Source organism: Agrobacterium sp. CCNWLW32 (assembly GCF_037083425.1).
GTDB lineage: Bacteria > Pseudomonadota > Alphaproteobacteria > Rhizobiales > Rhizobiaceae > Agrobacterium > Agrobacterium radiobacter.
This window is the reverse complement of the sequence record NZ_JBAOJM010000003.1, coordinates 113,296-135,858: the sequence shown is the minus strand read 5'-3', so window position 1 is coordinate 135,858 and position 22,563 is coordinate 113,296. Positions and strand designations below refer to the sequence as shown.

Here is a 22,563-nt window from a genome sequence, read left to right as displayed (position 1 = left end):
CGATATCAGAGCAATTGCGCGACGGTAACAAACTCGAACCCGCGTTGACGAAGGCCATCTATGATCAGGGGCAGCGCCTGCCGGGACACCTCGCGGCTTCGATACATGACATGCATGATGATGATCGAGCCGTTTCTCGTTTGCTCGATGACGTGACTGGCGAGGGCGGCCGCATCGTCGGCGACATCGGGAAACGATTCCGGTTCGACATCCCACATGATGGTTTTCCGGTCATGCCGTGAAAGATACCAGGGCAAGGTGAGCAGCTTCTTGCCATAGGGCGGCCGGAACATGATCTCGCCTTCGTAGCCCGCAGCGCGAATAGCCGCATCGGTGCGCTCGATCTCCTCCCTGATCCGCGCCGGCCCCATGAACATCATGTTGGAATGCGTATAGCTATGGTTGCCGAGCTGATGCCCCTCGCTCACGATCATGCGCGCCTGCGGCAGGTTTTCTTCGGTCTCCTTACCGGTCAAAAAGAAAGTCGCTTTTACCCCGCGCTCCCTCAGGATCGTCAGGACATCAGGCGTAAAACGCACCGACGGCCCATCGTCGAAGGTCAGCGCCACCACCGGCCTTTCCGTTTCGACCCTTGCGATGATGCCACCAAATAATTGCGTCGTTCGGGATTTGCTGAAGAAATGCACGCCTATCAGCACCGCCGCCAGCCCAGCAAGAACAAGGAATAGAGACACGGTTCGCTTTATCGTCATTGCTACCCCTCATTGCAGTTTTCCCGAGAGGCTTTGTTTCCCGCCTTGTTGTCTCCAGTATGGCAAGCCGGACCACAAAAAGAAAAAGCCCGGCATCGCTGCCGGGCTTCGATAGGAAGTCACAGAAGAGCTTAGCTGCCCTGCTGGATGTAGGTGAACTTGCCGTCCGGACCCTTCTTCCATTCGTACATGACGTAGCCGGGAAGCTTCGGGTCGCCCTTCTCGTCGAAGGAGATGTCGCCAAGCGCGGTCGGGAAGGTGCCGGACTTCAGGGCCTCGGCAACCTTTTCCGGCTCCACGGAACCGGCAGCCTTCGCCGCACCGGCAATCGCCTGCATCGCGGCGTAGGAGTAGAGCGTGTAGGCTTCCGGGTTGAAGCCGGCGGCCTTGAACTTCTCTACCAGCTCCTTGTTTTCCGGGCGCAGCGTCGGATCGGGGCCGAAGGTGTTGAGCGTGCCTTCAACGGCGTCGCCGGCGATGGAAGCAAGTTCGTTCGAGACGATACCGTCGCCCGAAACGAGCTTCGCCTTCAGGCCCTGGTCAGCCGCCTGGCGGATGATGAGACCGGCTTCGGTGTGCAGGCCGCCCCAGTAAATGATGGAAACGCCGGCTTCCTTCATCTTGGAGATCAGCGCGGAGAAGTCCTTGTCGCCGACGTTGACGCCTTCATACATGACCTCAGTCACGCCGGCGGCATTGGCAGCCTTCTTGGTTTCATCGGCAAGGCCCTGACCATAAGGTGTCTTGTCGTGAATGATGGCGACCTTGGCGTCCTTGAAGTGGTCGGCCAGGTACTTGCCGGCGATGCCGCCCTGCTGGTCGTCACGGCCGCAGGTGCGGAAAGTGTTCCACAGGCCGCGTTCGGTGAAAACAGGGTTGGTTGCGGCAGGCGTGATTTCGAGAATACCGTTTTCGGCGTAAACTTCAGAGGCCGGAATGGAAACGCCGGAGTTGAAGTGACCGACAACGAATTTCACGCCGTCAGCAACGAATTTGTTGGCAACCGAAATACCCTGCTTGGGGTCGGATACGTCGTCGCCCAGCACGATCTTGATCTGCTCGCCATTGATGCCGCCGGCGGCATTGATGTCTTTCGCAGCCTGTTCGGCACCCTTCTGGATCTGAGCGCCGAAAGCAGCGTTTGGGCCGGTCAGCGGTGCGCCGACAGCGATCACGACATCGGCCCAGGCCGAACCGCCAAACGCGACCATGGCGGTCAGCGCAACAGCGGAAAGAAGAGACTTCTTCATTACTTTACTCCCAGTTCCTTTGGATGGGTTGATTGCAAGGACCTGTTCAGTACCCACCTTCACTGAACAGGAAACCGTTCCACTCTGACGAGCATTGTGCAGTCGGAAAAATCCGCCTGTCAATCTTTCTTCTTGTAGGAAAATGCCGACGTCCGGTCGTAGAGCCAATAGTAATTATTGACCATCTGGCTCGTCCTGCGCATGCGGAAACCGATGCTGGAAAAGACCAGAAGAAGAACGACGTCAAACACGTAATAGAAGCCGTTGATGAACGGCCCGTTGAAGAGCGCGTAATGCAGAAACCGCATGACGAGCCCCAGTGCGAGCGTATAGATCACCACCCGCGTATAACCGCCCCAGCCATCGGCCACCGATCTGCCCGTGCGCCACGCCGTCCAGAAACCCAAGAGAACAACCAGTGCGCGCAGAACATAACGCACGCCGTTATCGGTTTCGAAAAAAAGGCCCTGCATCTCTTTCCCCATCAGTGCCGGGCGGAAACGCCCTGGCCCTGCCTTGTCTGTCGTCCCGTCGTTTCCCGCCGGGCATTTTATTGTTTACGCCCCACCAGGGATCCTTAAGGTTTGGCCGAAAGGACGGCAGGCCGCCGTTTGCAGTCTTGCGCCGCAAGATTTCCGGCGCAAGTAAAATCTTTCAGTGCCGTCCGCCTTCGAGATAGGCGGCGCGCACCTGCGGATCGGCGAGCAGTTCCCTGCCCGAACCACTCATCGTCACCTTGCCGTTGACCATCACATAAGCGCGGTCGGAAAGCTTCAGCGCGGCAAAGGCGTTCTGCTCCACGAGGAAGACGGTCAGCCCCTCTTCCTGGTTGAGTTTCTTGATCGCCTCGAAAATGCCCTTGACGATCAGCGGTGCAAGACCGAGTGACGGTTCATCAAGCAGCAGCAGCTTCGGACGCGCCATCAGCGCGCGGCCGATGGAGAGCATCTGCTGCTCGCCGCCGGAAAGCGTGCCGCCGCGCTGGCTCTGGCGCTCTTTCAGACGCGGGAACATCGTGAAGATCTTCTCGACGTCCTCTTTGAAATGCTTGAGATTATCGAGATTGGCGCCCATCTGCAGGTTTTCCAGCACCGTCATGCGCGGGAAAATCCGGCGGCCTTCGGGAGACTGGGCGATGCGCTTGCGGGCGATGAGATGCGTTGGCAGATGGGTAATGTCCTCACCGTCGAAGATCACCTGACCGGCGCGCGCCTGCGGGCTGCCGCAGATGGTCATCATCAGCGTCGACTTGCCGGCGCCATTGGCGCCGATCAGGCTGACGATCTCACCCTTGTTGACCTCGACATCGACACCGGCCAGAGCCCGGATATTGCCATAATAGGTTTCGACACCCTGGACTTTGAGAAGCGATTCACCGGGCATCAGGCCGCTCCTCCGTCGAGTTCTTCCGCAATCACGTCTTCCACTTCATCATCCTCGACACCCAGATAGGCGGCGATGACCTTCGGGTCGTTCTTCACATGGTCCGGCGAACCGTCGGAAATCTTCTGGCCATATTCCAGAACCACAACATGGTCGGAAATCTGCATGACCACGGACATGTCGTGCTCGATAAGAAGCAGCGACGTGCCTTCATCGCGGATGCCGCGCAGCAGCGCATTGAGCGCCAGCGATTCCTTCGGATTGAGACCGGCGGCCGGCTCATCGAGGCACAGAAGCTCCGGCCCCGTGCACATGGCGCGGGCGATTTCCAGACGGCGCTGCGCGCCATAGGGCAGATCGCCGGCCGGATCGTCGGCGCGGTCGGTCAGATCGGCCTTGTCCAGCCAGTATTTGGCCTTTTCGATCGAATCATCCACCGCCCGCCGGTAAGCGGGCAGGCCGAGAAGGCCGAGAATGGTGTAACCCGAGGCCTTCATCAGCGCATTGTGCTGCGCCACCAGCAGGTTTTCCAGAACCGTCAGACCCGAAAACAGGCGGATGTTCTGGAAGGTGCGCGCCACCTTGGCCTTCTTGGTGATCTCGAAATCCGGCAGGCGCTCGAGAAGATGCGCCTCGCCACTCTGCTGGCGCATGGTGATCATGCCCATCGTCGGCTTGTAGAAGCCGGTGATGCAGTTGAAGACCGTGGTCTTGCCCGCACCGTTGGGGCCGATCAGCGCCGTGATCTCGCCGCGCTTCGCCTCGAAGGAGAAGTCGTTGATGGCCATCAGGCCGCCGAAGCGCATCGAGAGATGTTCGACCTTGAGGATCGTATCGCCAGTGGTGTTTGGTGTCATGTTCGTCATTCCGGAAGCCATCAACCGTGACCTTCCTTGGTAAAGCTGCCGGAGACGGCCTTGCGTTCTTTAAGGAAGGCCGTGGGTTCACGCGAGCCGACGAAACCGCGCGGCTTGAACAGCATGACGATGACCATGGCGAGACCGAAGAGCAGCATGCGGTAAAGTTCCGGTGTGAAGTCAGGCCCGAAGACATGCTTCAGGAACTCCATCTCACGCAGAAGCTCGGTGCCGCCGACCATGACGAGGGCGGCGATGGCGATGCCTGTCAGCGAACCCATGCCGCCGAGAACGACGATGGCGAGGATGACGGCCGATTCCAGGAAGACGAAGCTTTCCGGCGAAACGAAACCCTGCCGCGCGGCGAAGAAGGAACCGGCGAAACCGCCGAACATCGCGCCCGTGGCAAAGGCGGTGAGCTTGGTGATGACGGTGTCGATGCCGAGCGAACGGCAGGCGATTTCGTCCTCGCGCAGCGCTTCCCATGCACGGCCGATCGGCATGCGGCGCAGCTTGATGGTGACGTAAGCCGTCAGCATGCACAGAAGCAGGATCACGTAGAACAGGAAGATCTTGTAATAGGCCGACGACATCGACAGGCCGAAGGCCTTGGCGAAATTGTTCGGCGCGGCGACATCGAAGGACCAGATGCCGAAGACCGAAGCCTTGGCGATGCCGGAAATGCCGAAGGTGCCCTTGGTGACGGCCGTCCAGTTCAAAAGCACGAGGCGGATGATCTCACCGAAGGCCAGCGTGACGATCGCCAGATAGTCGCCGCGAAGGCGCAGAACCGGGAAACCGAGAATGATGCCCCAGAAGCCGGCGAGAATGCCCGCGACCGGCAGGAGCACCCAGAAGGACAGGCCGAAATGGCTTGACAGCAGCGCATAAGAATAGGCGCCGACCGCGTAAAAGGCCACATAACCGAGATCGAGCAGGCCGGCGAGGCCGACGACGATGTTCAGGCCCCAGGCCAGCATCACATAGATCAGGATCTGGATGCCGAAATTGTCGACGAATTTCAGCGAGCCCTGAAAGCCGAACAATTGCACGGCGATAACAGGATAAAGCAGCAGCAGGACGAGCGCCAGCTTCAGGAAGTGCTTGTGGAAAAATCCTTTTTCCTCGGAGATTTCCAGAATGCCACTTTTCGCCTTGGCAAGCCGGCGGCGGTCCAGCGACGGCTTGATGAAGCCGACCACGAGAAAGCGGCCGACCGCGGCAATGCCGACGAAGATCGCCAGAAGCCCCCAGCGGGTGCCCCAGATCAGCTGGTTGTTGATATCCTGATAGGTGACGATGCCGACATAAAGAATGAACATGCCGAACGAGATGAGGCCCGCAATCAGGCCCTCCTTCACGGCCGTCGCCATCAGGCTCGGGCTGGAAGCGGCGTTTTCGGAAGCGATATTGGTCATGGGATCACACCTTCTCGACTTCCGGACGACCGAGAATACCGGTCGGCTTGAAGATCAGCACGAAAGCCAGAATGCCGAATGCCGCGACATCCTTGTAGGCGATGGAGAAATAGGCCGACCACAGCGATTCAATGAGACCGATCAGCAGACCGCCGAGAACAGCGCCCGGAAGCGAGCCGATGCCGCCGAGAACGGCCGCGGTAAACGCCTTGACGCCGGGAATGAAGCCGTCGCTGAACGAGGCAACGCCATAATACATCAGATACATGGTGCCCGCGACCGCAGCCAGCGCCGCACCCATGATGAAGGTGATGGAGATGGTCTTGTCGACATCAACGCCGAGCAATGCGGCCATCTTGCGGTCCTGTTCGGTGGCGCGCTGCGCCCGGCCGAGCGGGGTCTTGTTGACGATATACCAGAAGGCGAAGAGCAGCACCGAGGTGACGACCATGATGATCAGCTGCTTCAGCGAGACGGTAATGGCGCCGAAATGATAGCTTTCCGTCACCATGGACGGGATCGGCTTGTTGCGCGGACCCTGGGTGACCTGGATGAAGTTGGACAGCGCGATCGACATGCCGATGGCAGTGATCAGCGGTGCAAGACGGAACGAACCTCTGAGCGGGCGGTAGGCGACGCGCTCGATCACCCAGTTCCACAGGCCGGTCATCAGCATGGCGACGACCATCATCAAAAGCAGAAGAAGCGCCACCGGAATGCCGGCGACAAAAGATGTCACGATCAGGAAAACGATCAGGGCGGCGAAGCCGCCAAGCATGAAAATATCGCCATGGGCGAAGTTGATCATGCCGATGATGCCGTAAACCATCGTATAGCCGATAGCGATGAGGCCGTAGATCGATCCAAGAGTCAGCCCGTTGATGAGCTGCTGGATAAAATACTCCATGTCTTTCCCCCGGGCACGACCTCGAATGGGTCACGCCTCGTTATGTTAATTATAGGGGAAGCCTTTCAGGCAGACCCCCACCCTCAAAATGCATATCGTGTTCGTTAAAAATGTGAAGTCAAAAACGGGCGATCCTGCACAAAATTTGGAATTTCCACATGGACTGCCGCTTTCCCGGTCAAAAGAGCCATGATTTTGGCAGGAAGTGCTGAAAAAATGACGGTTGGATGCTTATTTTAGCATTGTCCAATGCCATTATTTGACGGGCAGCGGGCAAAGGAGTAGCGAATATCGGAACGGCGATATCCCGCAGACGGGATACAATTGGCAAAGAGATGATCGACATATTGACGAAAGCGGCGCTGGACGCCGGGCAGGCCATCATGGCGGTCCATCGCGCCGGCCCACATGTGTCATACAAGGACGACTGTTCGCCCGTGACCGAGGCCGACCAGCGTGCCGAGGTGATCATCCTTGCGGCGCTGGCCCTCCATTTTCCTGACATCCCCGTGGTGGCCGAAGAGGCTGTCTCAAACGGCATCCTGCCGGAAACCGGTGCGGAATTCTTTCTCGTCGATCCGCTTGACGGCACCAAGGAATTCATTGCCGGCAAGGACGATTTCACCGTCAATATCGCGCTCATCCGCAATGGCATTCCGGTGGCCGGCGTCGTTTACGCCCCCTGCCGTGGACAGGCGTGGACGGGTGAAGAAAACGCCGCCGAAAAGCTCGCAATATCAGGCGAAGGCGCAATCCTTTCGCGCCACCCCATCCGGGCGCGTCAGCGCGGCGCTTCGCCCGTGGCGCTGATCAGCCGCTCGCATTGCACGGCGAAGACGGAAGCCTTCGTGGCCGAACACGGGCTGAAAGACTGCATTTCCGTCGGCTCCTCGCTGAAATTCTGCATGCTGGCGGAAGGCGCTGCCGATATCTACCCCCGCTTCAGCCGTACCATGATGTGGGACACGGCCGCCGGCGACGCCGTGCTGCGCGCCGCAGGCGGCAGGACGCTCGATTGCGAGGGCAGGCCCCTTGTCTATGCGGTGAGGGGCGATGGCGAGGATGCGCTGGCCAATCCGGACTTCATTGCCGAGGGGGCGATGGCGGTGGAACACGCGGGGTAACAGGCGCTCGGCGCGTTTCCTCGGCTCTTGCAAAGCGCGGATCGATCTCCGCTTCGGCGTATGAGGCTTCACCCCCCTCTGCCCTGCCGGGCATCTCCCCTTCAAGGAGGGAGATCAGCCGGAGGCACTACCACCACTTCATTCGCAGATGCTGAGATGGGCGAAGCCTGCCCGCGAGTCTATCTCCCCTGTTGAGGGGGAGATGCCCGGCAGGGCAGAGGGGGTAAGCCGCGCCCACCAAGGCCCAACAAAAAATAATCCATCCCCACTCATCCCCACCCCACGTCCCCCCGTCACAATGCCCCGCAAGGAAACACAACAACGCGGAAGGCACATCATGACGGAACAGACGGCGAGACTTCGGCTTCCTTACATCCTACCCTCACAGGCCCAAAAACACGTCACCCACAACGAAGCCCTGCAAAGGCTGGATGCAATCGTGCAGCTCACCATCAAGGCTGCCGTTGCCGCCCCGCCCGAGAATGCGTCCGAAGGCGATTGTTTCCTGCTGACGCCGGGCGCCACCGGCGATTGGGTCGGCAAGGGCGGCAGGCTCGCGTTCCGGCAGGATGGCGCGTGGCTCTTTATAGTACCGCAGCCGGGCTGGACGGCATGGTTTGCGACCGAGAGCAAATATCGCCTGCTGCAGGACGGGAGCTGGCGCGACCTGCCGCTGCCGGCCACCGGCCGGCAGGAGCGGCTGGGGATCGGCGCGGAGGCCGATGACACCAACCGGCTGGCGCTCGCCTCCCCCGCCAGCCTCTTTACCCATGCCGAGGAAGACGGCAGCCACCGCATGACGATCAACAAGGCGGCAAAGGCCGATACCGCCACGCTGCTGTTCCAGTCCGGCTGGAGCGGCCGGGCGGAAATGGGCCTTGCCGGCCATGACGGGTTTTCGATCAAGACCAGTGTGGATGGCACCTCCTGGCACACGGCGCTTCTGTGCAGCGGCGATGGCCGGGTCTCGATGCCCAACCGTCCGCTTGCCGTCGCCGGCATGCCCTCTGGCACGACGAAACCCACCAATGGCTCGGCGGCGGGTTTTTCCGTGCTCTTCATCGCCGAGGGCGGATTTGCGCTCGGGGAAACCCTGGGAACCGGTGGGCGTGAACTCGTCGTTCCGGCAAAGGGCCTTTATCTGGCAGCATTGTCGCTCGCCGTGGTCTCCTCCTCCGGCCACCGGGTGACGCTTTTCATCAACGGTGCGGCGGCCAGTTTCGGCATGGCAGGAAATGCATCGACCTCAGGCACACAGCAGTCGGCAACATCGATCCTTCCGCTCGATGCCGGCGACCGCCTGCGGCTGCAGCATGAGGGAACGGCGGAATTTACCCAGGGCAACGGGAAAACGTGCCTTTCGCTTGCGGCACTCTGACGGAAACAACCGATGAGAGAGAAAAAATGCGATTTTTGGAAAAATTTTTTCCCGGCAAAATAAGGCGACTCGAACAAATCAGGCGAAACCGTTCAAATTCTTAATAAATTGTCACGAGCTGCTTAGGCAATTTTTAAAGGTACCGGGATAGAGTTCCCGTCATATGGTCTTGAGTTTGTATAGAGTGTCCAATGACCGAAATGATACGCCCACGAGTTAAATATGTCATCGGCCCCGATGGCAGCCCTCTGACGATTGCGGATCTTCCGCCTGCCAATACCCGTCGCTGGGTCATTCGCAGAAAGGCGGAGGTGGTTGCCGCGGTACGCGGAGGACTGCTGAGCCTCGAGGAAGCCTGCGAGCGTTATACGCTCACCGTTGAAGAATTCCTGTCCTGGCAGTCCTCGATCTCCGATCATGGCCTCGCCGGTCTGCGCACCACGCGCATTCAGCAATATCGCCACTAAACAGTGCGCCGGCGCGGTAACGCGCCCCAAACCGAATTCCAGAACGCCCCGCCGGATCATCGACGGGGCTTTCGGTTTGATTTCGGATTTCTCCTGAAAACTGCCCGACAGAGCCGGTGATTGTCGCCGGTTTGTGTCCGCTGCGTTCGCTATCGCGCTGTTTCAATTCAGGCGCAAGCCGTTAGAGTGGCGAAAACGAACAGCAATGCGGAGGCAGAGACCATGGACATCAAGACCACCGAAACCGGATCGCGCGGCGAATATTCGGCGACCATCGACGGCCACAAGGCGGAGATGACCTATTCGCGCACCTCCCCTTCCCTCATCATCATCGACCATACCGGTGTGCCCGATGCGCTGCGCGGCAAGGGTGTCGGCCAGACGCTCGCCGCCCATGCGATTGATGAAGCCCGCAAGGGCGGCTGGAAGATCATTCCGCTCTGCCCCTTCTTCAAGGCCCAGACATTGCGCCATGCCGAATGGGCGGATGTGATCCAGGGGTAAAATGGCAGACATAAAGAGCCTTATGGCAGCTATCTACGGGTGTTTTGGCCAAAACGGAGCATCCACACTCCGTCACCCCAGCCTTGAGCCGGGGTCCAGCAAGCTCAAGTCATTGAGCTGAAAAGACACTTCTCGTTGCGCAGGCGCGCGTCGGCTGGATGCCGGATCAAGTCCGGCATGACGGCGGAGAGATTTTCAGGTGTACCAGCAATCACGCCACCTTCAACGGCGGCGTCCCGGCATGCATGCTCCGGCGGACTTCTTCACGGAATTCCAGCGTATCCTCTGCGCCATGCACCGCCACGGCATGTTGCACGGCCGCTTCCATAAGCTCTTCTTGAGAATCGGCGGAAATGGCAACGGTGCATCTGCTGTCACTGGGGAATTCACGGCAATCGATATATTGGCGGGCCATTTTTTCCTCCCTGCAATAGCCGCCCGCGCCTGCACGGGGCGCGTGCGCGTAAAAGCCTCCGGCTCACGGTCGGAACCCCCGTAAAATACGCCTTTCCCAACTTCCGGACAATCGAAATCGGGCATGACCGTCCCGGCGGGAAACACCGGCGACGCCGCAAAACAAAAGGCCGCCCTTAAGGAGCGGCCTTTTAAAAAAATGCATGGCGTCCCGTCATTGAAAGCCGCCTCCTGATCCACCGGCAGCCGTCAATGAGGACGATCATTCGTCAGCTTTTGCGCCTGTGGTCAGGCGCGGGCGCGGATGGCTCCGTCGCGGTTTTCCAGTGCGGCGGCCTTTTCATATTCGGCCTGCACCTCTTCCAGCGAAGCCTCGGCGGCCTCCTGCTGGGCCTTCAGCTCCCGGATCGAGACCTGAAGATTATCCGCCCGCTGGCGCGCGGCCTTGGCGAAGGTCGGATAGGCGAAATGTGTCGGATCGGTAATGCCCGACTTGCTCTCTTCCAGAGAGATCTGATGCACCAGTTCCTTTGCCATCCGCTCAAACTCGGACATCATCTGCTGCAGCTGGTTAAGCTGCCGGCGTTTTTCATTGACCTGAAATTCCTTCAGGCGAACCAGGCTGTCACGCGACTTCATACGCAATACTCCATGGATAGCGAGACCCGGATCAAAAAAGGCACTATGCCCCCTGACCGGCCCGTTTAACCCGCCCGTTTTTCCGTAAGGGTTGACCCCTGTCCCGGAATGATTCCCAAAAGTTACCCGACGTTAATAAAAAACCGCCGTCGTTAACCTTTCGTTTACGGGCATCGTTAATGATAAACACGATCATTTAAGGGTCGGTAAATGCCAGGTCCAAAAAAACGGGCCAGACGATGTAAGAGTCGATTGAATCACTTAGCGGGAAATCCTCACGTTGAGCTTCAATTTTGGCGATGGTGGATTCACGTGCAAAAACAGCGAAATGCCTTCTTTGCTTAATAAATTCGATACACCTTGCCAAAGGCAATTAGAATTTGTTAACCATTTGGTGGCAGCCTGCAAATCAGGCAACGTCTGGATCCGCATCGCGCGAGGCAATGATTTACCGGTTCGCGGGCGGCAAAGGGGATAATTATGCGGGTTCTACTTATTGAAGACGACAGCGCAACAGCGCAGAGCATTGAACTGATGCTCAAGTCGGAAAGCTTTAACGTCTACACGACCGACCTCGGCGAGGAAGGCGTGGACCTCGGCAAGCTCTACGATTACGATATTATTCTTCTCGACCTCAACCTGCCCGACATGTCGGGTTACGAGGTTCTGAGAACGCTTCGCCTCTCCAAGGTCAAGACGCCGATCCTCATCCTGTCCGGCATGGCCGGCATCGAGGATAAGGTTCGCGGCCTCGGCTTCGGCGCAGACGATTACATGACGAAGCCGTTCCACAAGGACGAACTTGTTGCCCGCATTCATGCCATCGTCCGCCGTTCCAAGGGCCATGCGCAGTCGGTCATCGCCACCGGCGAGCTTATCGTCAATCTCGATGCCAAGACGGTTGAAGTGGGCGGCCAGCGCGTTCACCTGACCGGCAAGGAATATCAGATGCTTGAGCTGCTTTCGCTGCGCAAGGGCACGACGCTGACCAAGGAAATGTTCCTGAACCACCTCTATGGCGGCATGGACGAACCGGAACTGAAGATCATCGACGTCTTCATCTGCAAGCTGCGCAAGAAGCTCGCAAACGCCGCCGGCGGCGCAAACTACATCGAAACCGTCTGGGGCCGCGGCTATGTTCTGCGCGAGCCTGACGGCGCCACGGAATTCCTCGAAACCGCCTGATCCAATCCGGAACAGGACAGTTTTTAAAAGACCCGCTGGAAACGGCGGGTTTTTTGTTGCGATTTTCTCTCCCTCATTGCTGTGCCTGTCACAGGAATCCAGCCATCCCAAGTCCTTGGGTTGAAAGGACTCTCCGCCGCGCAGACGCGTCGACCGGATTCCTGTGACAAGCACAGCAATGAGGAGAGAAAGACCTGGCCACGCATCGCCAAAGGACGCCGGTACATGAACCACGCCATCCCAACCCTCAAGACGGATCGCCTGACGCTGCGCCCGCTGACCATGGCGCATTTCCCCGCCTATCGGAACTTCATGACGTCGCCGCGCTCCATCGGTGTCGGCGGACCATACGACCTGCCCTCAACATGGGGCGTGTTCTGCCACGATCTCGCCAACTGGTACTTTTTCGGCCATGGCGCGCTAATGATCGAGCTTGGCGAAACGGGGGAATGTATCGGCCAGGTCGGCATCAATCACGGTCCGCTGTTTCCGGAAAAGGAACTTGGCTGGCTGCTTTACGAAGGCCATGAGGGGCGCGGTTATGCCGCTGAAGCCGCCTCGGCGCTGCGCGACTGGGCCTTCAGGACCCTGAGCCTGCCCACGCTTGTTAGCTACGTCTCGCCGCAAAACCGCAAATCAGCGGCCGTCGCCGAACGAATCGGCGGAAGGCTCGATCCGGCAGCACCTCGTTCCGATCCCGAAGACCTCGTTTATCGGCACTATCAGGTAAACGCTGTTTGAAAGAGGGACGCCTTGCGGCCATTACGGTCGCGAGGCGTCCCGAAAATCCAACTTAGCGCATTTCCACTTTCAGAAAGCCGAGGATTGCCTCCGCGATCTGCGCATGGATGGCCACGCGGTCCCTGCCGCCGCCATCCCGGCAGACGAAACCCTCACCCGGTGAAAGTTCCTCCACGATCTTTTCGCCGTTCGGCTTGCAAATCTGCATGAAGCTGAAATGGCTGGCATCCGGTATGTCCCGATAAACCGTCGTCGCCTTTGGCAGATGCCGGGCGATATATTCGGAATCGGCCTTGATAGCGGCGATCTCTGGTGTCTCCACACCTGCCGCCAGAACCAGAACCGGTACGCTGACGGCCTGCAGCGTTTCCGGCAGGAAACCCGCGGCCGGCCCGAGATCCAGCGCGATGGCAGCGCGGATGCGGGCATCCTTCAAATCCATCGAAAGCCGCGGATCGGCCTTGCCGTCACCGACAACCCCGACTTTGGCTAGCAGCCGGGGAGCCTTGCATTGCGGCGGGCGCTTCTCTGCGCCGCAATCCCTCAGGGCAAGATCGGCGCTGTATCGCGCGCCAACCAGTTCCATCGCGGTCCAGCCGCCGAGGGAATGGCCGATAACCGCGATGCGCGTCCCATCGATCCTGCCGGCGAATCGATCATCGCCAAGCAAGGCCGTCAGCGTTCTGCTGATGTCGCGCGGCCGTTCCCACAATGGAACGATCTCGGTCGCATTTTCTTCGGTAAATGATTCGCCGCCGTGATCCGGAGCGGCCACGACATAACCTTCCCGAACAAGCTCGCCGGCAATCCAGTTCAGGTTGCGCCAGCTACCGCCAAAACCGTGCGACAGCAGCACGAGCGGACGAGAATCCTTAAGAAAAGAGGCACCCGGTTGAACCTCAAGACCGTAAAATGCGGCATTTTCGCCGACGATCTCGCTTTTGCCCGAGGGCGCGGCCGGGTACCATAATGAAACGGCAAGCGTTCTCGCGCCCCCCTCATCCGGCAATTCGATCTGTTTAAAGCCGATACCGCTTTCCGCCCTTGCGGCCTGAGCAGTGGAAAAGATGACGAGTATCGCCAGAATGAAATAGCGCATGGGATGCTCCAGGAGTTGATATGGACCAACCCTTGGTTCAAACCGCCGCCTGCCGAGACCTCAAACAGGTTTCAGGTCGTCCTGAAACGCAATCGAGACAGCGGCTCGCTCGCAAACGCTTCCTGTTATGCCGAGCGCTAGATATCCGCGATCCGCTCGAAAAGCCGCACGGGACTGTCGCGGAAGGTCGTTTCCCGGAAAGGACAGAAGCCGAAACGGGCGGCGATCGCGAGCGACGGCGCATTCAGCGGATCGATCATGCAGACGATCCGGTTCGATATGCCCTTGGCATCAAACCAGCCAAGGGCGGCCTGTACCGCTTCGCTGGCCACACCCTTGCCGGTCAGATCCCTGTCAATCTTCCACATGGCCTCCGGCGCGGTGTCGAAATCCGCGCCATGTCCACGGCGCATATGGGCCAGCCCCACCTCGCCGACGATTCGTCCCGTGGCGGTTTCCTCCACCACGAAGGGGCCGAAACCGAAGACGGACCAGTGGCCGATGAAACGCAGAAGCCGCGCGAAGGCGAGTTCGGGATCGAGCGGCGCGATCGAGCTCACGCCCGGGATCGGATGAACATCCGCGCTCCAGAAGGAGCAATAACGTGCTTCGTCCTCGATGGCATGCGGCCGCAGCAGGAGACGCGCGGTTTCGACACGGATCATGAGACCTCCTCCTCTGAAAAGAAAAAGGCCGGGCACTGGCAAAAGCCGGCCCGACCCCTGATGGCGTCACTGTCGCATCGAAACGATCACTCCGTAATCGTCTTCGCCGTAAACACGATGCGATCGTCATGCACCTTGTATTCCACCGCCATATTGGCCTCTTCGGCCAGAAGCAGCGTGTAATAGGGCTGGACGGAATGGGCGTCGACCGCCTCTTCCAGCCTGCCTTCATAAATTTCCGCGAACTTGGCCGGCACGCGCATCATCCGGCCCTTGACGGTGATTTCGAACCTGGCGTCGCCGTCGGGGCTTTCCAGCAGCACATCCACATTGCCGCCACGCGGAATGGCGCCGTAAGCCACGAGGAAAAGGTTGAGCAGAAGTTTGACACGATTCTTCGCAACGATGGCGCGCGGGCCGTTCCAGCTCACTTCCGCCTTCTTTTCGGCGGCAGCGAAATCCTGGGCAGCCTTTTCGGCCTCACCGGTGTCGATGGACGCGCCGGCGGAGCCGGAAGCACCGAAAGCAAGGCGGGCGAACTTCAACCGCACGGATGCGTTAAGGGCTGACGTGCGGATGAGATCGAGCGCATCGTCATCCGTGCCGCCCTCGTCCAGAAGTTCGAGGCCGTTATTGATGGCGCCGACAGGAGAAATAACGTCATGGCACACACGGCTGCACAGAAGAGCCGCCAGATCGGGACCGGACAGCGTGATATTGAGTTTGCTGGTCATAAAATTCTCTCCTGCGCAAGGGAGGCGCGGACGGTGTGGAAATTGTTAAGCCATAATGACACCATATTTGGTAAACCGATTGTTAATAGGATGGTTTCAAAATGCCAAATGCCTTAACAGGCCACACTGGAGCCCCGTGTATCCGCAAGGATGCGCGAAACATGCTGTAGAACTTTGACTCTGCGCGACCGGCCCTTTCGAAAACCGATTCGGATTTTCGGGCTTATGCGCTAACGAAACAGACGGACGGACATGACGATGCGCCTTACGAAAACCCGCACCATTGCACGCCTCGGACTGGGAAAGATTGTCGCGCTCCTTGCGAGCCTCTTGATGTGGGTCGCACCGGCCTCGGCCCAGAACAGCGATCAATATTCGTTCCAGGAAGTCGTGGATGCAGGCCACGGATTCTTCGGTGAAACCACCGGCGGTCTTGCCAAGGTGGTGGAGCGCGCCTTCCAGCAATACGGTCTTCCAAACGGTTACATTCTCGGGCAGGAAGGCTCCGGCGCTTTCGTCGCGGGCCTCACCTATGGCGAAGGCACGCTTTACACCAAGAACGCCGGCCAGCACCCCGTCTTCTGGCAGGGCCCGTCGCTCGGCCTCGATTACGGCGGCCAGGGCACCCGCGCCATGATGCTGGTCTATAACCTGCCCTCCGTCGATGCGCTTTACCGCCGTTACGGCGGTGTGAGCGGCTCCGCCTTCATCGTCGCCGGCGTCGGCATGACCTATCTGAAGAGCAGCGACGTGACCCTCGCGCCCATCCGCACCGGCATCGGCGCGCGCCTCGGCATCAATGTCGGCTACCTGAAGCTCACCCAGCAGCCGACCTGGAACCCCTTCTGATTCGCTAAAGCCGGGGCGGGAGGAAATAACGGGCCGGTTTTGACGGTGCGACACCCCTCCCCACGGTTGCAATAATAGCGTAACGTGCTTTCGCGCCCCTCTTTCCGAATGCGCGCGTATCTGAGTTTCGGAGACTGTCCCGCGTGATCGAATATGCCATTCTCTTCGGATTGGGTTTTCTCACCGCAACCCTGCTGGCCCTGCTGATCGCACCCGCGATCCATCGCCGCATCGTCGCCTATACGGAAAACCGCATACGCGCGACAATGCCCATCAGCCCGCAGGAAGTCCGCGCCCAGAAGGACATGGCGCGTGCGCTCTACGCCGCCGAAAACGCCAAGGTCCGCCAGGAACTGGATACGGAACGGGAAAAGAACACCTCGCTGCGCCTCGCCAACGAAGCCGCTTCCAGCGATGCCTATCGCCTTGGCGAGCAGAATCGCAGCTTCTCCCTGAAAATCGAGGAGCTGACGCTGGAAATCGGCGAATTGCGCGCAGCGCTTGATGCCAGCGAAGAACGCGCCGGCATCATACAGGCGAACCTCGCACAACAGGAGCAGGCCGCCAACGAGCGCGCCAGCCAGATGTCCGATCTCACCGCCCGCCTCACCAATCTGACGCGCGAACTGGATGATTCGAAAATCCTCGCTGCCACCCGCGATCTGGAGGCAGAACAGGCCAAGCAGAGCGCCACGCGCTTCCGCAAGGAAGGCGAGACGGCGACCCGTGAACTGCAGGACGTGGCGGCCCGTAACAAGGAAGCCATGACGGCGGTTGCGCGCGAAAGCCGCAAGGTCACCCGGCTGGAAGAACAGGTCGCTACGCTCATGGCGAAAAACGCCGATCTCGACACGATGCTGACGCTGCGCAACCAGGAAGCCGCCCGTCTCAAGGAACAGCTTGCCGCAACCGGCGGCCGCGCCAACGACATGATCATTCGTCTGCCGAACCCTGCCGTGCCGGTTGAGAAGGCGGTAAACCCGCCGCCACAGCCGGCCCCAGCCGCCGCGCTTGAAGTCGCACCCGTCGCCGAAGCAGAGGCGACACCGGCGGTCGCCGCCGAGGAGGCAGCCATCTCACCGGTTGAGAAGACAACGGCGCCGGCGTCAGAAGGTCTGGAACAGGAAATCGAGGATATCCGCAATCAGGGCACCGCGCTCACCGAGCGCCTGCTGAATGTGCGCGGCACCGGCAATGACGAACCGATCCGCCGCGAAATCGCCCGCATCGCCGCTGAGATGATCGCGCTCACGGCGGCGCAGGAGGGCGAGACATCGCCCATTCCAGGGCTGCTTGCCAAGGCCTCCGGCTCATCGGGGCGGGACAGCCTTGCGAAGCGGGCGAAGGTGGTGATGGAGAAGCGGAAACACTGAGGGTGTGGTTTTACCCCCCTCTGCCCTGCCGGGCATCTCCCCCTCGGGGGGGAGATCGGCAAGAAGCACTAACATCACTTCATTCTCAAACGTCGAGATGGCCGAAACCTGGCCGCTTGTCGATCTCCCCCCTTGAGGGGGAGATGCCCGGCAGGGCAGAGGGGGGTAAACCACACCCACCGATGGCCTAAACCCGCCCGATCACCCCCGCCATCTGATAAAGCGCCAGCCCCGAAGCCGTCCCCGCATTCAAGCTATCCAGCTGCGGCGACTGCGCGATCCGTGCCGTATGAAACCGCGAGAGCACCGATTGCGGCAACCCCTCGCCTTCCGTGCCGATGACAAGCGCCATGCGCTCGGAGCGGGGGATATTGCGGATCTCGGTCTCGCCACCAGGCGAAAGGCTCCAGATCGCAAACCCGGCCTCAGAAAGCCGCTCCAGCATCTCCACCGCACCGCCGCCGCGATGATAGGGAACCGAAAGAACTGATCCGACGGAAACACGCAGCGCCTTGCGATAGAGCGGATCGCAGCAGGTCTCGTCGAGAAACACCGCATCGGCATAAAAGGCCGCCGCATTGCGGAACATCGCCCCGAGATTATCGTGATTGGAAATGCCGCAGCCCACGAGCACCAGCGAAGACGGAGGAAGCGCCGCCGTCATTTCGGTGAGCCCGCGATCCTGAACCCGGCGGCCGAGCGCCAGAATGCCGCGATGCAGGTGAAAACCGACAATGCCGTCAAGCACCGGCGCTTCAGCCACGTAAACAGGCACATCATCAGGGAAATCGGCAAGAATATCCGCAACACCGGACAGCCGGTTGCGCAGGATGAGGATGCTTTCCGCCGCAAAGGCACCGCCCGCTTTGTGGGCGGCGGCCAGCATGCGCAGCACCACCGTGCCTTCGGCAATGAAACGGCCCTGCCGGCCGGTGAGGTCGCGCTCGCGAATATCGCGAAAGGCGGCGATGCGCGGATCGGCGGGATCTTCGACCGGGATCAGCGCCCGCCCATCCAGCCGGTCAGCGCCCTCACTGGCCATCAACAGTCACATCGGCAAGGAACCGGCCGGCCGCGACGTTGAAGACCAGCGCCTTGCGGGTGCCATTGGCCAGCCGGCCGTAAAACAGCATGTCGCCGCCGGAATAGCTGACATTGTCGATCACAAAGCCTTGCGGCAGGCTCGCGGTGACGGCAAGCGGGCCATTACCGGTCGGGACGGCAAGGTTTGGCGCTTCGTTCTGGGTCTGAACCGCTTTCGACGGCCCCATCGCCTTGTAGACAACCGCACCGAAGACGGCCATAAGGCTGATAAACATCACGGAGCCCGACACGATCTGCAAACGGATCATCTTGCGGCGAACTTTTTCCATGGCCGGATCAAGCGGCTTGTCTTCCTGTTCGTCTTGCTCGATCTGCGTCATCGGGTTCCCTGAAATGCTGATGGATCGGAAAAATAAGAATGAACGACCCCTTTAAACAAGGCGGAGACGCAAGGAAAGTCCTGATTGCCGGGGAAGACGCCGAAGGCCGCCTCGATTCCTGGCTGGCGGGCGAGGTGAGCGGCGACTTCTCCCGCAGCCGCCTGAAGGCCCTGATCGAGCAGGGCGCGGTTTCTCTCAACGGCCAGCCGGTGACGGAGCCGAAAAAGAAGGTGCATCCCGGCGATCGCATCGAGATCGTGATGCCGGAACCGGAAGACCCGGAACCCAAGGGCGAGGACATTCCGCTCGACGTGGAATATGAGGATGAAGACCTGATCGTGCTCATCAAGCCCGCCGGGCTCGTCGTGCATCCGGGCGCCGGCAACTGGACGGGAACGCTGGTCAACGCCCTCATCCACCATTGCGGCGACAGCCTCTCCGGCATTGGCGGCGTCAAGCGGCCGGGCATCGTGCACCGGCTGGACAAGGAAACGTCAGGCGTCATGGTCGTGGCGAAGAACGACAATGCCCACCGGCATCTCGCCGCGCAATTTGCCGATCACGGCCGCACCGGACCTTTGGAGCGGGCCTACAAGGCCATCGTCTGGGGCCGCCCGCGCACCCTGCGCGGCACCATCGACGCAGCACTCGGCCGCAGTGCCGACCGCACCAAACGCGCCGTCAAACACGAGGATTCGGATGACGCCCGCGAGGCGATCACCCATTATGAGGTGATGGAGCGTTACCATGAACGACCGGACGCCACCTGCCTCGCCTCGATGGTGGAATGCCGCCTGGAAACCGGCCGCACCCACCAGATCCGCGTGCATATGGCCCATATCGGCAATCCGCTGATCGGTGATCCCGAATATGGCGCCGCCTTCCGCACCAAGGCGAACCTGCTCGAAGAACCGGCAAAAAGCACCGTTGGCCGCTTTCCGCGCCAGGCGCTGCATGCCTATCTGCTCGCCTTCGAACATCCCCGTACAGGCGAGGTGATGGAGTTCGAAACCGACCTGCCGGATGACATGGAAGCGCTGCTCGCCGCATTGCGCGGCTGAAAAACCTGCATGGCGCGGTCAAAAAAACTGCGCCATGTATTTCGCCGGAAGCCCCGGATAATAAAAAAAGATTAGCGGATAGCGATATTCCGCAGTCGGTCCTTTTTATAGACCGCCCCAATTTCGCTTCAATCGTCACACCTCCTCGGCCCCGCAAAGCTTGAAACCGCCGCCGTGAAAACCGTGGCCGCACAAGAGCTTGGCGACCACTGACGCCGCAGGAAACGCCGAACGTTCAATTCGCCTCCCTCGAACGGAACCGGCATGATGACGGGATCTCTCGCGAATGAATATCGAAGACCGCCGGTTTATATTTCAGGAGTTGCGCAGCGTCGAAGGCTATATCGATCCGCCCGATGCGCTTGTCTTCAAGGCGCTGTTGCAGGCGCAGACGAGCCGGGGGCTCGATGGCGGCATGGCGGAAATCGGCGTTTATTATGGCCGCTCCTATTTCCTGCTGCGCAAATTCGCCCAGGCACAGGAAAAGGTACTGGGCGTCGACCTGTTCGATCTCGACCCGCCCGAAGATGGCAGCCTCGATCAATATGAGCGCCTGATGGAAAACGGCCGCCGGCTGGGTTTTGCGATGGATAAGGAACTGATCATCAGGGGTGACAGCACCCGGCTGGCACCCGCCGACATCACCTCGAAGATCGGCCCGGCCCGTTTCTTCAGCATCGATGGCGGCCACCACCTGCACCATGTGCTGGCCGATGCAAAACTGGCGATGGAGGTGATCGCGCCGCACGGCGTCATCGTCTTCGACGACACCTTCAACCCCGCCTGGCCGGAGGTGACGGTGGGCGTCGCCGATTTCCTTCGCACCCATGGCCATAACCTCGTCTGCTTCGGCATGACCAAATACAAGACCTATGTCTGCCGGCGGGAATTTCACGCGACCTATGCCGGCGCGATTGCCGCCGATCCCGATCTGCAGGGGTTGGGCCATGTCGAGACGCAGTTCCTCGGCTCGAAGGTGGTTCGCCTTCATAATCCCATGCGCCGGCGGGTCATGTATGAGCTGATGGTGCGCTCCGGCCTTGGCGGTTTTTCGGAACGAATCTACCGTTCGAAAGTTAAACAGGTCAAAGAGGGTGTCGCCCCAACATAACGCATGTGTGAACGCAGCGTTCGCTTGAAACGCGGCGGACGCGTACATATCTGTCACATGGGTTCGTGCGGGGTCGGTAACGACCCGCCACTAGCGGTGTGCCTTGGGCGAGTAATCGCCAATCCATGAGGGTGCCGTTCCAGACCATAGATAAGGGGGTGCTTTATGGCCCGCAATAGTTTGCCTACGATTACGGCCGGCGAAGCCGGTCTCAATAGATATCTCGACGAAATCCGCAAATTCCCGATGCTGGAGCCGCAGGAAGAGTACATGCTTGGCAAGCGTTACGCCGAGCATGGCGACCGCGACGCCGCCCATAAGCTCGTCACCAGCCATCTGCGTCTCGTCGCCAAGATCGCCATGGGTTACCGCGGTTACGGCCTGCCGATCGGCGAAGTCGTCTCCGAAGGCAATGTCGGTCTGATGCAGGCGGTCAAGAAGTTCGATCCGGAACGTGGTTTCCGTCTGGCCACCTATGCCATGTGGTGGATCAAGGCTTCGATCCAGGAATATATCCTGCGCTCGTGGTCGCTGGTGAAGATGGGCACGACGGCCAATCAGAAACGCCTGTTCTTCAACCTGCGCCGGCTGAAAGGCCGCATCCAGGCGATCGACGACGGCGATCTGAAGCCGGAGCACGTCAAGGAAATCGCCACCAAGCTGCAGGTTTCCGAGGAAGAAGTCATCTCGATGAACCGCCGCCTGCACGGCGACGCGTCGCTGAATGCGCCGATCAAGGCGTCCGAGGGCGAATCCGGCCAATGGCAGGATTGGCTGGTGGATGACCATGAAAGCCAGGAAGCCGTGCTGATCGAGCAGGACGAACTGGAAACCCGCCGCCGCATGCTGGCCAAGGCCATGGGCGTGCTGAACGACCGCGAACGCCGCATCTTCGAGGCCCGCCGGCTTGCCGAAGACCCGGTGACGCTGGAAGAACTCTCCTCCGAGTTCGACATCAGCCGCGAACGCGTGCGCCAGATCGAGGTTCGCGCCTTCGAGAAGGTGCAGGAAGCGGTGCAGAAGGAAGCGCTGGAAGCCGCGCGTGCTTTACGCGTGGTGGATGCTTAAGGCGGCACTCTCTTAAGGAGAGCACGCCATCCACGAACGACATCATCCTCGGCCCTCGGCCGAGGATTTTTTATGTGTGAAAGCCAAACGGGGATAAATGTCCGGCAACGCCCGTTGCCAACCGTTGAGTCCTCACCATGACAACCCATCGACCGTCATACCGGCCTTGAGCCGGAATCCAGCCGACGCGCGTCTACGC

General features: G+C 60.0%; 25 protein-coding genes. 11 read left to right on the top strand and 14 right to left on the bottom strand.

Going from position 1 to position 22,563, the window contains the following annotated elements:
- Positions 1–5: 5 nt before the first annotated feature.
- The 7 genes from V6R85_RS07970 to V6R85_RS07940 form a co-directional block, all read right to left on the bottom strand.
- Positions 6–713 (bottom strand): polysaccharide deacetylase family protein, encoded by a 708-nt coding sequence (locus V6R85_RS07970; RefSeq protein WP_004430067.1) that lies wholly within the window; start codon positions 711–713, stop codon positions 6–8.
- 131 nt (positions 714–844) lie between these two features.
- Entirely contained in the window at positions 845–1,963 is a 1,119-nt protein-coding gene (locus tag V6R85_RS07965; RefSeq protein WP_004430064.1) for a branched-chain amino acid ABC transporter substrate-binding protein, read from the bottom strand.
- A gap of 119 nt (positions 1,964–2,082) precedes the next feature.
- Positions 2,083–2,436: a DUF6867 family protein gene (locus V6R85_RS07960; protein ID WP_004430061.1), complete on the bottom strand. Its 354-nt coding sequence runs from the start codon at positions 2,434–2,436 to the stop codon at positions 2,083–2,085.
- A gap of 181 nt (positions 2,437–2,617) precedes the next feature.
- Positions 2,618–3,346, bottom strand: a complete 729-nt coding sequence (locus V6R85_RS07955) for an ABC transporter ATP-binding protein (protein WP_004430059.1) — start codon at positions 3,344–3,346, stop codon at positions 2,618–2,620.
- Positions 3,346–4,224 carry an ABC transporter ATP-binding protein gene (locus V6R85_RS07950; protein ID WP_004430053.1) on the bottom strand — a complete coding sequence of 293 codons (879 nt, stop codon included), beginning with the start codon at positions 4,222–4,224 and terminating at the stop codon, positions 3,346–3,348. The genes V6R85_RS07955 and V6R85_RS07950 overlap by 1 nt, the downstream gene beginning before the upstream one ends.
- Positions 4,224–5,621 carry a high-affinity branched-chain amino acid ABC transporter permease LivM gene (gene livM / locus V6R85_RS07945; RefSeq protein ID WP_004430051.1) on the bottom strand — a complete coding sequence of 466 codons (1,398 nt, stop codon included), beginning with the start codon at positions 5,619–5,621 and terminating at the stop codon, positions 4,224–4,226. The genes V6R85_RS07950 and livM overlap by 1 nt, the downstream gene beginning before the upstream one ends.
- Before the next feature lie 4 nt (positions 5,622–5,625).
- Positions 5,626–6,528 (bottom strand): branched-chain amino acid ABC transporter permease, encoded by a 903-nt coding sequence (locus tag V6R85_RS07940; protein WP_004430050.1) that lies wholly within the window; start codon positions 6,526–6,528, stop codon positions 5,626–5,628.
- A 335-nt stretch (positions 6,529–6,863) separates the two neighbouring features.
- Here V6R85_RS07940 and cysQ point away from each other — a divergent pair, with 335 nt between their 5' ends.
- The 4 genes from cysQ to V6R85_RS07920 all read left to right on the top strand — a co-directional run bounded on the left by cysQ (position 6,864) and on the right by V6R85_RS07920 (position 10,001).
- A complete protein-coding gene (gene cysQ, locus V6R85_RS07935) occupies positions 6,864–7,652 on the top strand; it encodes a 3'(2'),5'-bisphosphate nucleotidase CysQ (RefSeq protein ID WP_004430047.1) in 789 nt (262 codons plus the stop codon).
- A 337-nt stretch (positions 7,653–7,989) separates the two neighbouring features.
- Positions 7,990–9,030 (top strand): DUF2793 domain-containing protein, encoded by a 1,041-nt coding sequence (locus tag V6R85_RS07930; RefSeq protein WP_004430045.1) that lies wholly within the window; start codon positions 7,990–7,992, stop codon positions 9,028–9,030.
- A 191-nt stretch (positions 9,031–9,221) separates the two neighbouring features.
- A complete protein-coding gene (gene sciP, locus V6R85_RS07925) occupies positions 9,222–9,497 on the top strand; it encodes a CtrA inhibitor SciP (protein ID WP_004430042.1) in 276 nt (91 codons plus the stop codon).
- Between the two features lie 222 nt (positions 9,498–9,719).
- The gene (locus V6R85_RS07920) at positions 9,720–10,001 is read left to right on the top strand and encodes a GNAT family N-acetyltransferase (protein ID WP_004430028.1); all 282 of its coding nucleotides are present in this window, start codon (positions 9,720–9,722) and stop codon (positions 9,999–10,001) included.
- 211 nt (positions 10,002–10,212) lie between these two features.
- On the opposite strand, the gene V6R85_RS07915 is transcribed toward V6R85_RS07920, so the two are convergent.
- A complete protein-coding gene (locus tag V6R85_RS07915; protein WP_004430026.1) occupies positions 10,213–10,416 on the bottom strand; it encodes a DUF1059 domain-containing protein in 204 nt (67 codons plus the stop codon).
- A gap of 287 nt (positions 10,417–10,703) precedes the next feature.
- Positions 10,704–11,054 carry a flagellar export protein FliJ gene (locus V6R85_RS07910; protein WP_003491821.1) on the bottom strand — a complete coding sequence of 117 codons (351 nt, stop codon included), beginning with the start codon at positions 11,052–11,054 and terminating at the stop codon, positions 10,704–10,706.
- Positions 11,055–11,534: 480 nt separating this feature from the next.
- Here V6R85_RS07910 and ctrA point away from each other — a divergent pair, with 480 nt between their 5' ends.
- Positions 11,535–12,239, top strand: a complete 705-nt coding sequence (gene ctrA / locus V6R85_RS07905) for a response regulator transcription factor CtrA (RefSeq protein ID WP_003522926.1) — start codon at positions 11,535–11,537, stop codon at positions 12,237–12,239.
- Between the two features lie 225 nt (positions 12,240–12,464).
- Positions 12,465–12,980: a GNAT family N-acetyltransferase gene (locus tag V6R85_RS07900; protein WP_087744881.1), complete on the top strand. Its 516-nt coding sequence runs from the start codon at positions 12,465–12,467 to the stop codon at positions 12,978–12,980.
- Between the two features lie 52 nt (positions 12,981–13,032).
- Here V6R85_RS07900 and V6R85_RS07895 read toward each other — a convergent pair whose 3' ends face one another.
- The 3 genes from V6R85_RS07895 to chpT all read right to left on the bottom strand — a co-directional run bounded on the left by V6R85_RS07895 (position 13,033) and on the right by chpT (position 15,478).
- Positions 13,033–14,079, bottom strand: a complete 1,047-nt coding sequence (locus V6R85_RS07895; protein ID WP_161974130.1) for an alpha/beta hydrolase family protein — start codon at positions 14,077–14,079, stop codon at positions 13,033–13,035.
- Positions 14,080–14,216: 137 nt separating this feature from the next.
- On the bottom strand, positions 14,217–14,744 hold the full coding sequence (locus tag V6R85_RS07890) for a GNAT family N-acetyltransferase (protein ID WP_004430003.1): 528 nt from the start codon (positions 14,742–14,744) through the stop codon (positions 14,217–14,219).
- An 86-nt stretch (positions 14,745–14,830) separates the two neighbouring features.
- Positions 14,831–15,478, bottom strand: a complete 648-nt coding sequence (gene chpT / locus V6R85_RS07885) for a histidine phosphotransferase ChpT (protein ID WP_060723657.1) — start codon at positions 15,476–15,478, stop codon at positions 14,831–14,833.
- A gap of 252 nt (positions 15,479–15,730) precedes the next feature.
- Between chpT and V6R85_RS07880 the strand changes: the two genes are divergently transcribed.
- Both V6R85_RS07880 and V6R85_RS07875 read left to right on the top strand, forming a co-directional pair.
- Entirely contained in the window at positions 15,731–16,327 is a 597-nt protein-coding gene (locus tag V6R85_RS07880) for a DUF1134 domain-containing protein (RefSeq protein ID WP_020011624.1), read from the top strand.
- Positions 16,328–16,470: 143 nt separating this feature from the next.
- Positions 16,471–17,700 carry a hypothetical protein gene (locus tag V6R85_RS07875; RefSeq protein WP_112958707.1) on the top strand — a complete coding sequence of 410 codons (1,230 nt, stop codon included), beginning with the start codon at positions 16,471–16,473 and terminating at the stop codon, positions 17,698–17,700.
- A 187-nt stretch (positions 17,701–17,887) separates the two neighbouring features.
- Here the strand turns inward: V6R85_RS07875 and V6R85_RS07870 are convergent, their stop codons facing one another.
- A complete protein-coding gene (locus V6R85_RS07870) occupies positions 17,888–18,742 on the bottom strand; it encodes a TrmH family RNA methyltransferase (RefSeq protein WP_111834093.1) in 855 nt (284 codons plus the stop codon).
- Positions 18,732–19,124: a membrane protein gene (locus tag V6R85_RS07865; RefSeq protein ID WP_020011627.1), complete on the bottom strand. Its 393-nt coding sequence runs from the start codon at positions 19,122–19,124 to the stop codon at positions 18,732–18,734. Before V6R85_RS07865 ends, V6R85_RS07870 begins: the two co-directional genes overlap by 11 nt.
- Before the next feature lie 38 nt (positions 19,125–19,162).
- On the opposite strand from V6R85_RS07865, the gene V6R85_RS07860 reads away from it, so the two are divergent.
- From V6R85_RS07860 to rpoH, 3 genes are all read left to right on the top strand, one after another.
- The gene (locus V6R85_RS07860) at positions 19,163–20,185 is read left to right on the top strand and encodes an RluA family pseudouridine synthase (RefSeq protein ID WP_004429992.1); all 1,023 of its coding nucleotides are present in this window, start codon (positions 19,163–19,165) and stop codon (positions 20,183–20,185) included.
- Positions 20,186–20,471: 286 nt separating this feature from the next.
- The gene (locus V6R85_RS07855) at positions 20,472–21,296 is read left to right on the top strand and encodes a class I SAM-dependent methyltransferase (RefSeq protein ID WP_111834092.1); all 825 of its coding nucleotides are present in this window, start codon (positions 20,472–20,474) and stop codon (positions 21,294–21,296) included.
- Between the two features lie 165 nt (positions 21,297–21,461).
- Complete coding sequence (rpoH, locus tag V6R85_RS07850) at positions 21,462–22,364, top strand: RNA polymerase sigma factor RpoH (RefSeq protein WP_003491840.1); 903 nt, start codon at positions 21,462–21,464, stop codon at positions 22,362–22,364.
- Positions 22,365–22,563 lie beyond the last annotated feature (199 nt).

Bases quoted from the DNA above. Each gene is read 5' to 3' on its own strand.
- V6R85_RS07880 (WP_020011624.1), top strand. From the start codon at position 15,731: ATGACGATGCGCCTTACGAAAACCCGCACCATTGCACGCCTCGGACTG.
- V6R85_RS07910 (WP_003491821.1), bottom strand. From the start codon at position 11,054: ATGAAGTCGCGTGACAGCCTGGTTCGCCTGAAGGAATTTCAGGTCAAT.
- V6R85_RS07965 (WP_004430064.1), bottom strand. From the start codon at position 1,963: ATGAAGAAGTCTCTTCTTTCCGCTGTTGCGCTGACCGCCATGGTCGCG.
- V6R85_RS07920 (WP_004430028.1), top strand. From the start codon at position 9,720: ATGGACATCAAGACCACCGAAACCGGATCGCGCGGCGAATATTCGGCG.
- chpT (WP_060723657.1), bottom strand. From the start codon at position 15,478: ATGACCAGCAAACTCAATATCACGCTGTCCGGTCCCGATCTGGCGGCT.
- V6R85_RS07930 (WP_004430045.1), top strand. From the start codon at position 7,990: ATGACGGAACAGACGGCGAGACTTCGGCTTCCTTACATCCTACCCTCA.
- V6R85_RS07865 (WP_020011627.1), bottom strand. From the start codon at position 19,124: ATGACGCAGATCGAGCAAGACGAACAGGAAGACAAGCCGCTTGATCCG.
- ctrA (WP_003522926.1), top strand. From the start codon at position 11,535: ATGCGGGTTCTACTTATTGAAGACGACAGCGCAACAGCGCAGAGCATT.
- cysQ (WP_004430047.1), top strand. From the start codon at position 6,864: ATGATCGACATATTGACGAAAGCGGCGCTGGACGCCGGGCAGGCCATC.
- V6R85_RS07915 (WP_004430026.1), bottom strand. From the start codon at position 10,416: ATGGCCCGCCAATATATCGATTGCCGTGAATTCCCCAGTGACAGCAGA.
- V6R85_RS07955 (WP_004430059.1), bottom strand. From the start codon at position 3,346: ATGCCCGGTGAATCGCTTCTCAAAGTCCAGGGTGTCGAAACCTATTAT.
- rpoH (WP_003491840.1), top strand. From the start codon at position 21,462: ATGGCCCGCAATAGTTTGCCTACGATTACGGCCGGCGAAGCCGGTCTC.
- V6R85_RS07960 (WP_004430061.1), bottom strand. From the start codon at position 2,436: ATGCAGGGCCTTTTTTTCGAAACCGATAACGGCGTGCGTTATGTTCTG.
- V6R85_RS07895 (WP_161974130.1), bottom strand. From the start codon at position 14,079: ATGCGCTATTTCATTCTGGCGATACTCGTCATCTTTTCCACTGCTCAG.
- V6R85_RS07870 (WP_111834093.1), bottom strand. From the start codon at position 18,742: ATGGCCAGTGAGGGCGCTGACCGGCTGGATGGGCGGGCGCTGATCCCG.
- V6R85_RS07855 (WP_111834092.1), top strand. From the start codon at position 20,472: ATGAATATCGAAGACCGCCGGTTTATATTTCAGGAGTTGCGCAGCGTC.
- V6R85_RS07860 (WP_004429992.1), top strand. From the start codon at position 19,163: ATGAACGACCCCTTTAAACAAGGCGGAGACGCAAGGAAAGTCCTGATT.
- V6R85_RS07940 (WP_004430050.1), bottom strand. From the start codon at position 6,528: ATGGAGTATTTTATCCAGCAGCTCATCAACGGGCTGACTCTTGGATCG.
- V6R85_RS07890 (WP_004430003.1), bottom strand. From the start codon at position 14,744: ATGATCCGTGTCGAAACCGCGCGTCTCCTGCTGCGGCCGCATGCCATC.
- V6R85_RS07900 (WP_087744881.1), top strand. From the start codon at position 12,465: ATGAACCACGCCATCCCAACCCTCAAGACGGATCGCCTGACGCTGCGC.
- livM (WP_004430051.1), bottom strand. From the start codon at position 5,621: ATGACCAATATCGCTTCCGAAAACGCCGCTTCCAGCCCGAGCCTGATG.
- V6R85_RS07950 (WP_004430053.1), bottom strand. From the start codon at position 4,224: ATGGCTTCCGGAATGACGAACATGACACCAAACACCACTGGCGATACG.
- V6R85_RS07970 (WP_004430067.1), bottom strand. From the start codon at position 713: ATGACGATAAAGCGAACCGTGTCTCTATTCCTTGTTCTTGCTGGGCTG.
- sciP (WP_004430042.1), top strand. From the start codon at position 9,222: ATGACCGAAATGATACGCCCACGAGTTAAATATGTCATCGGCCCCGAT.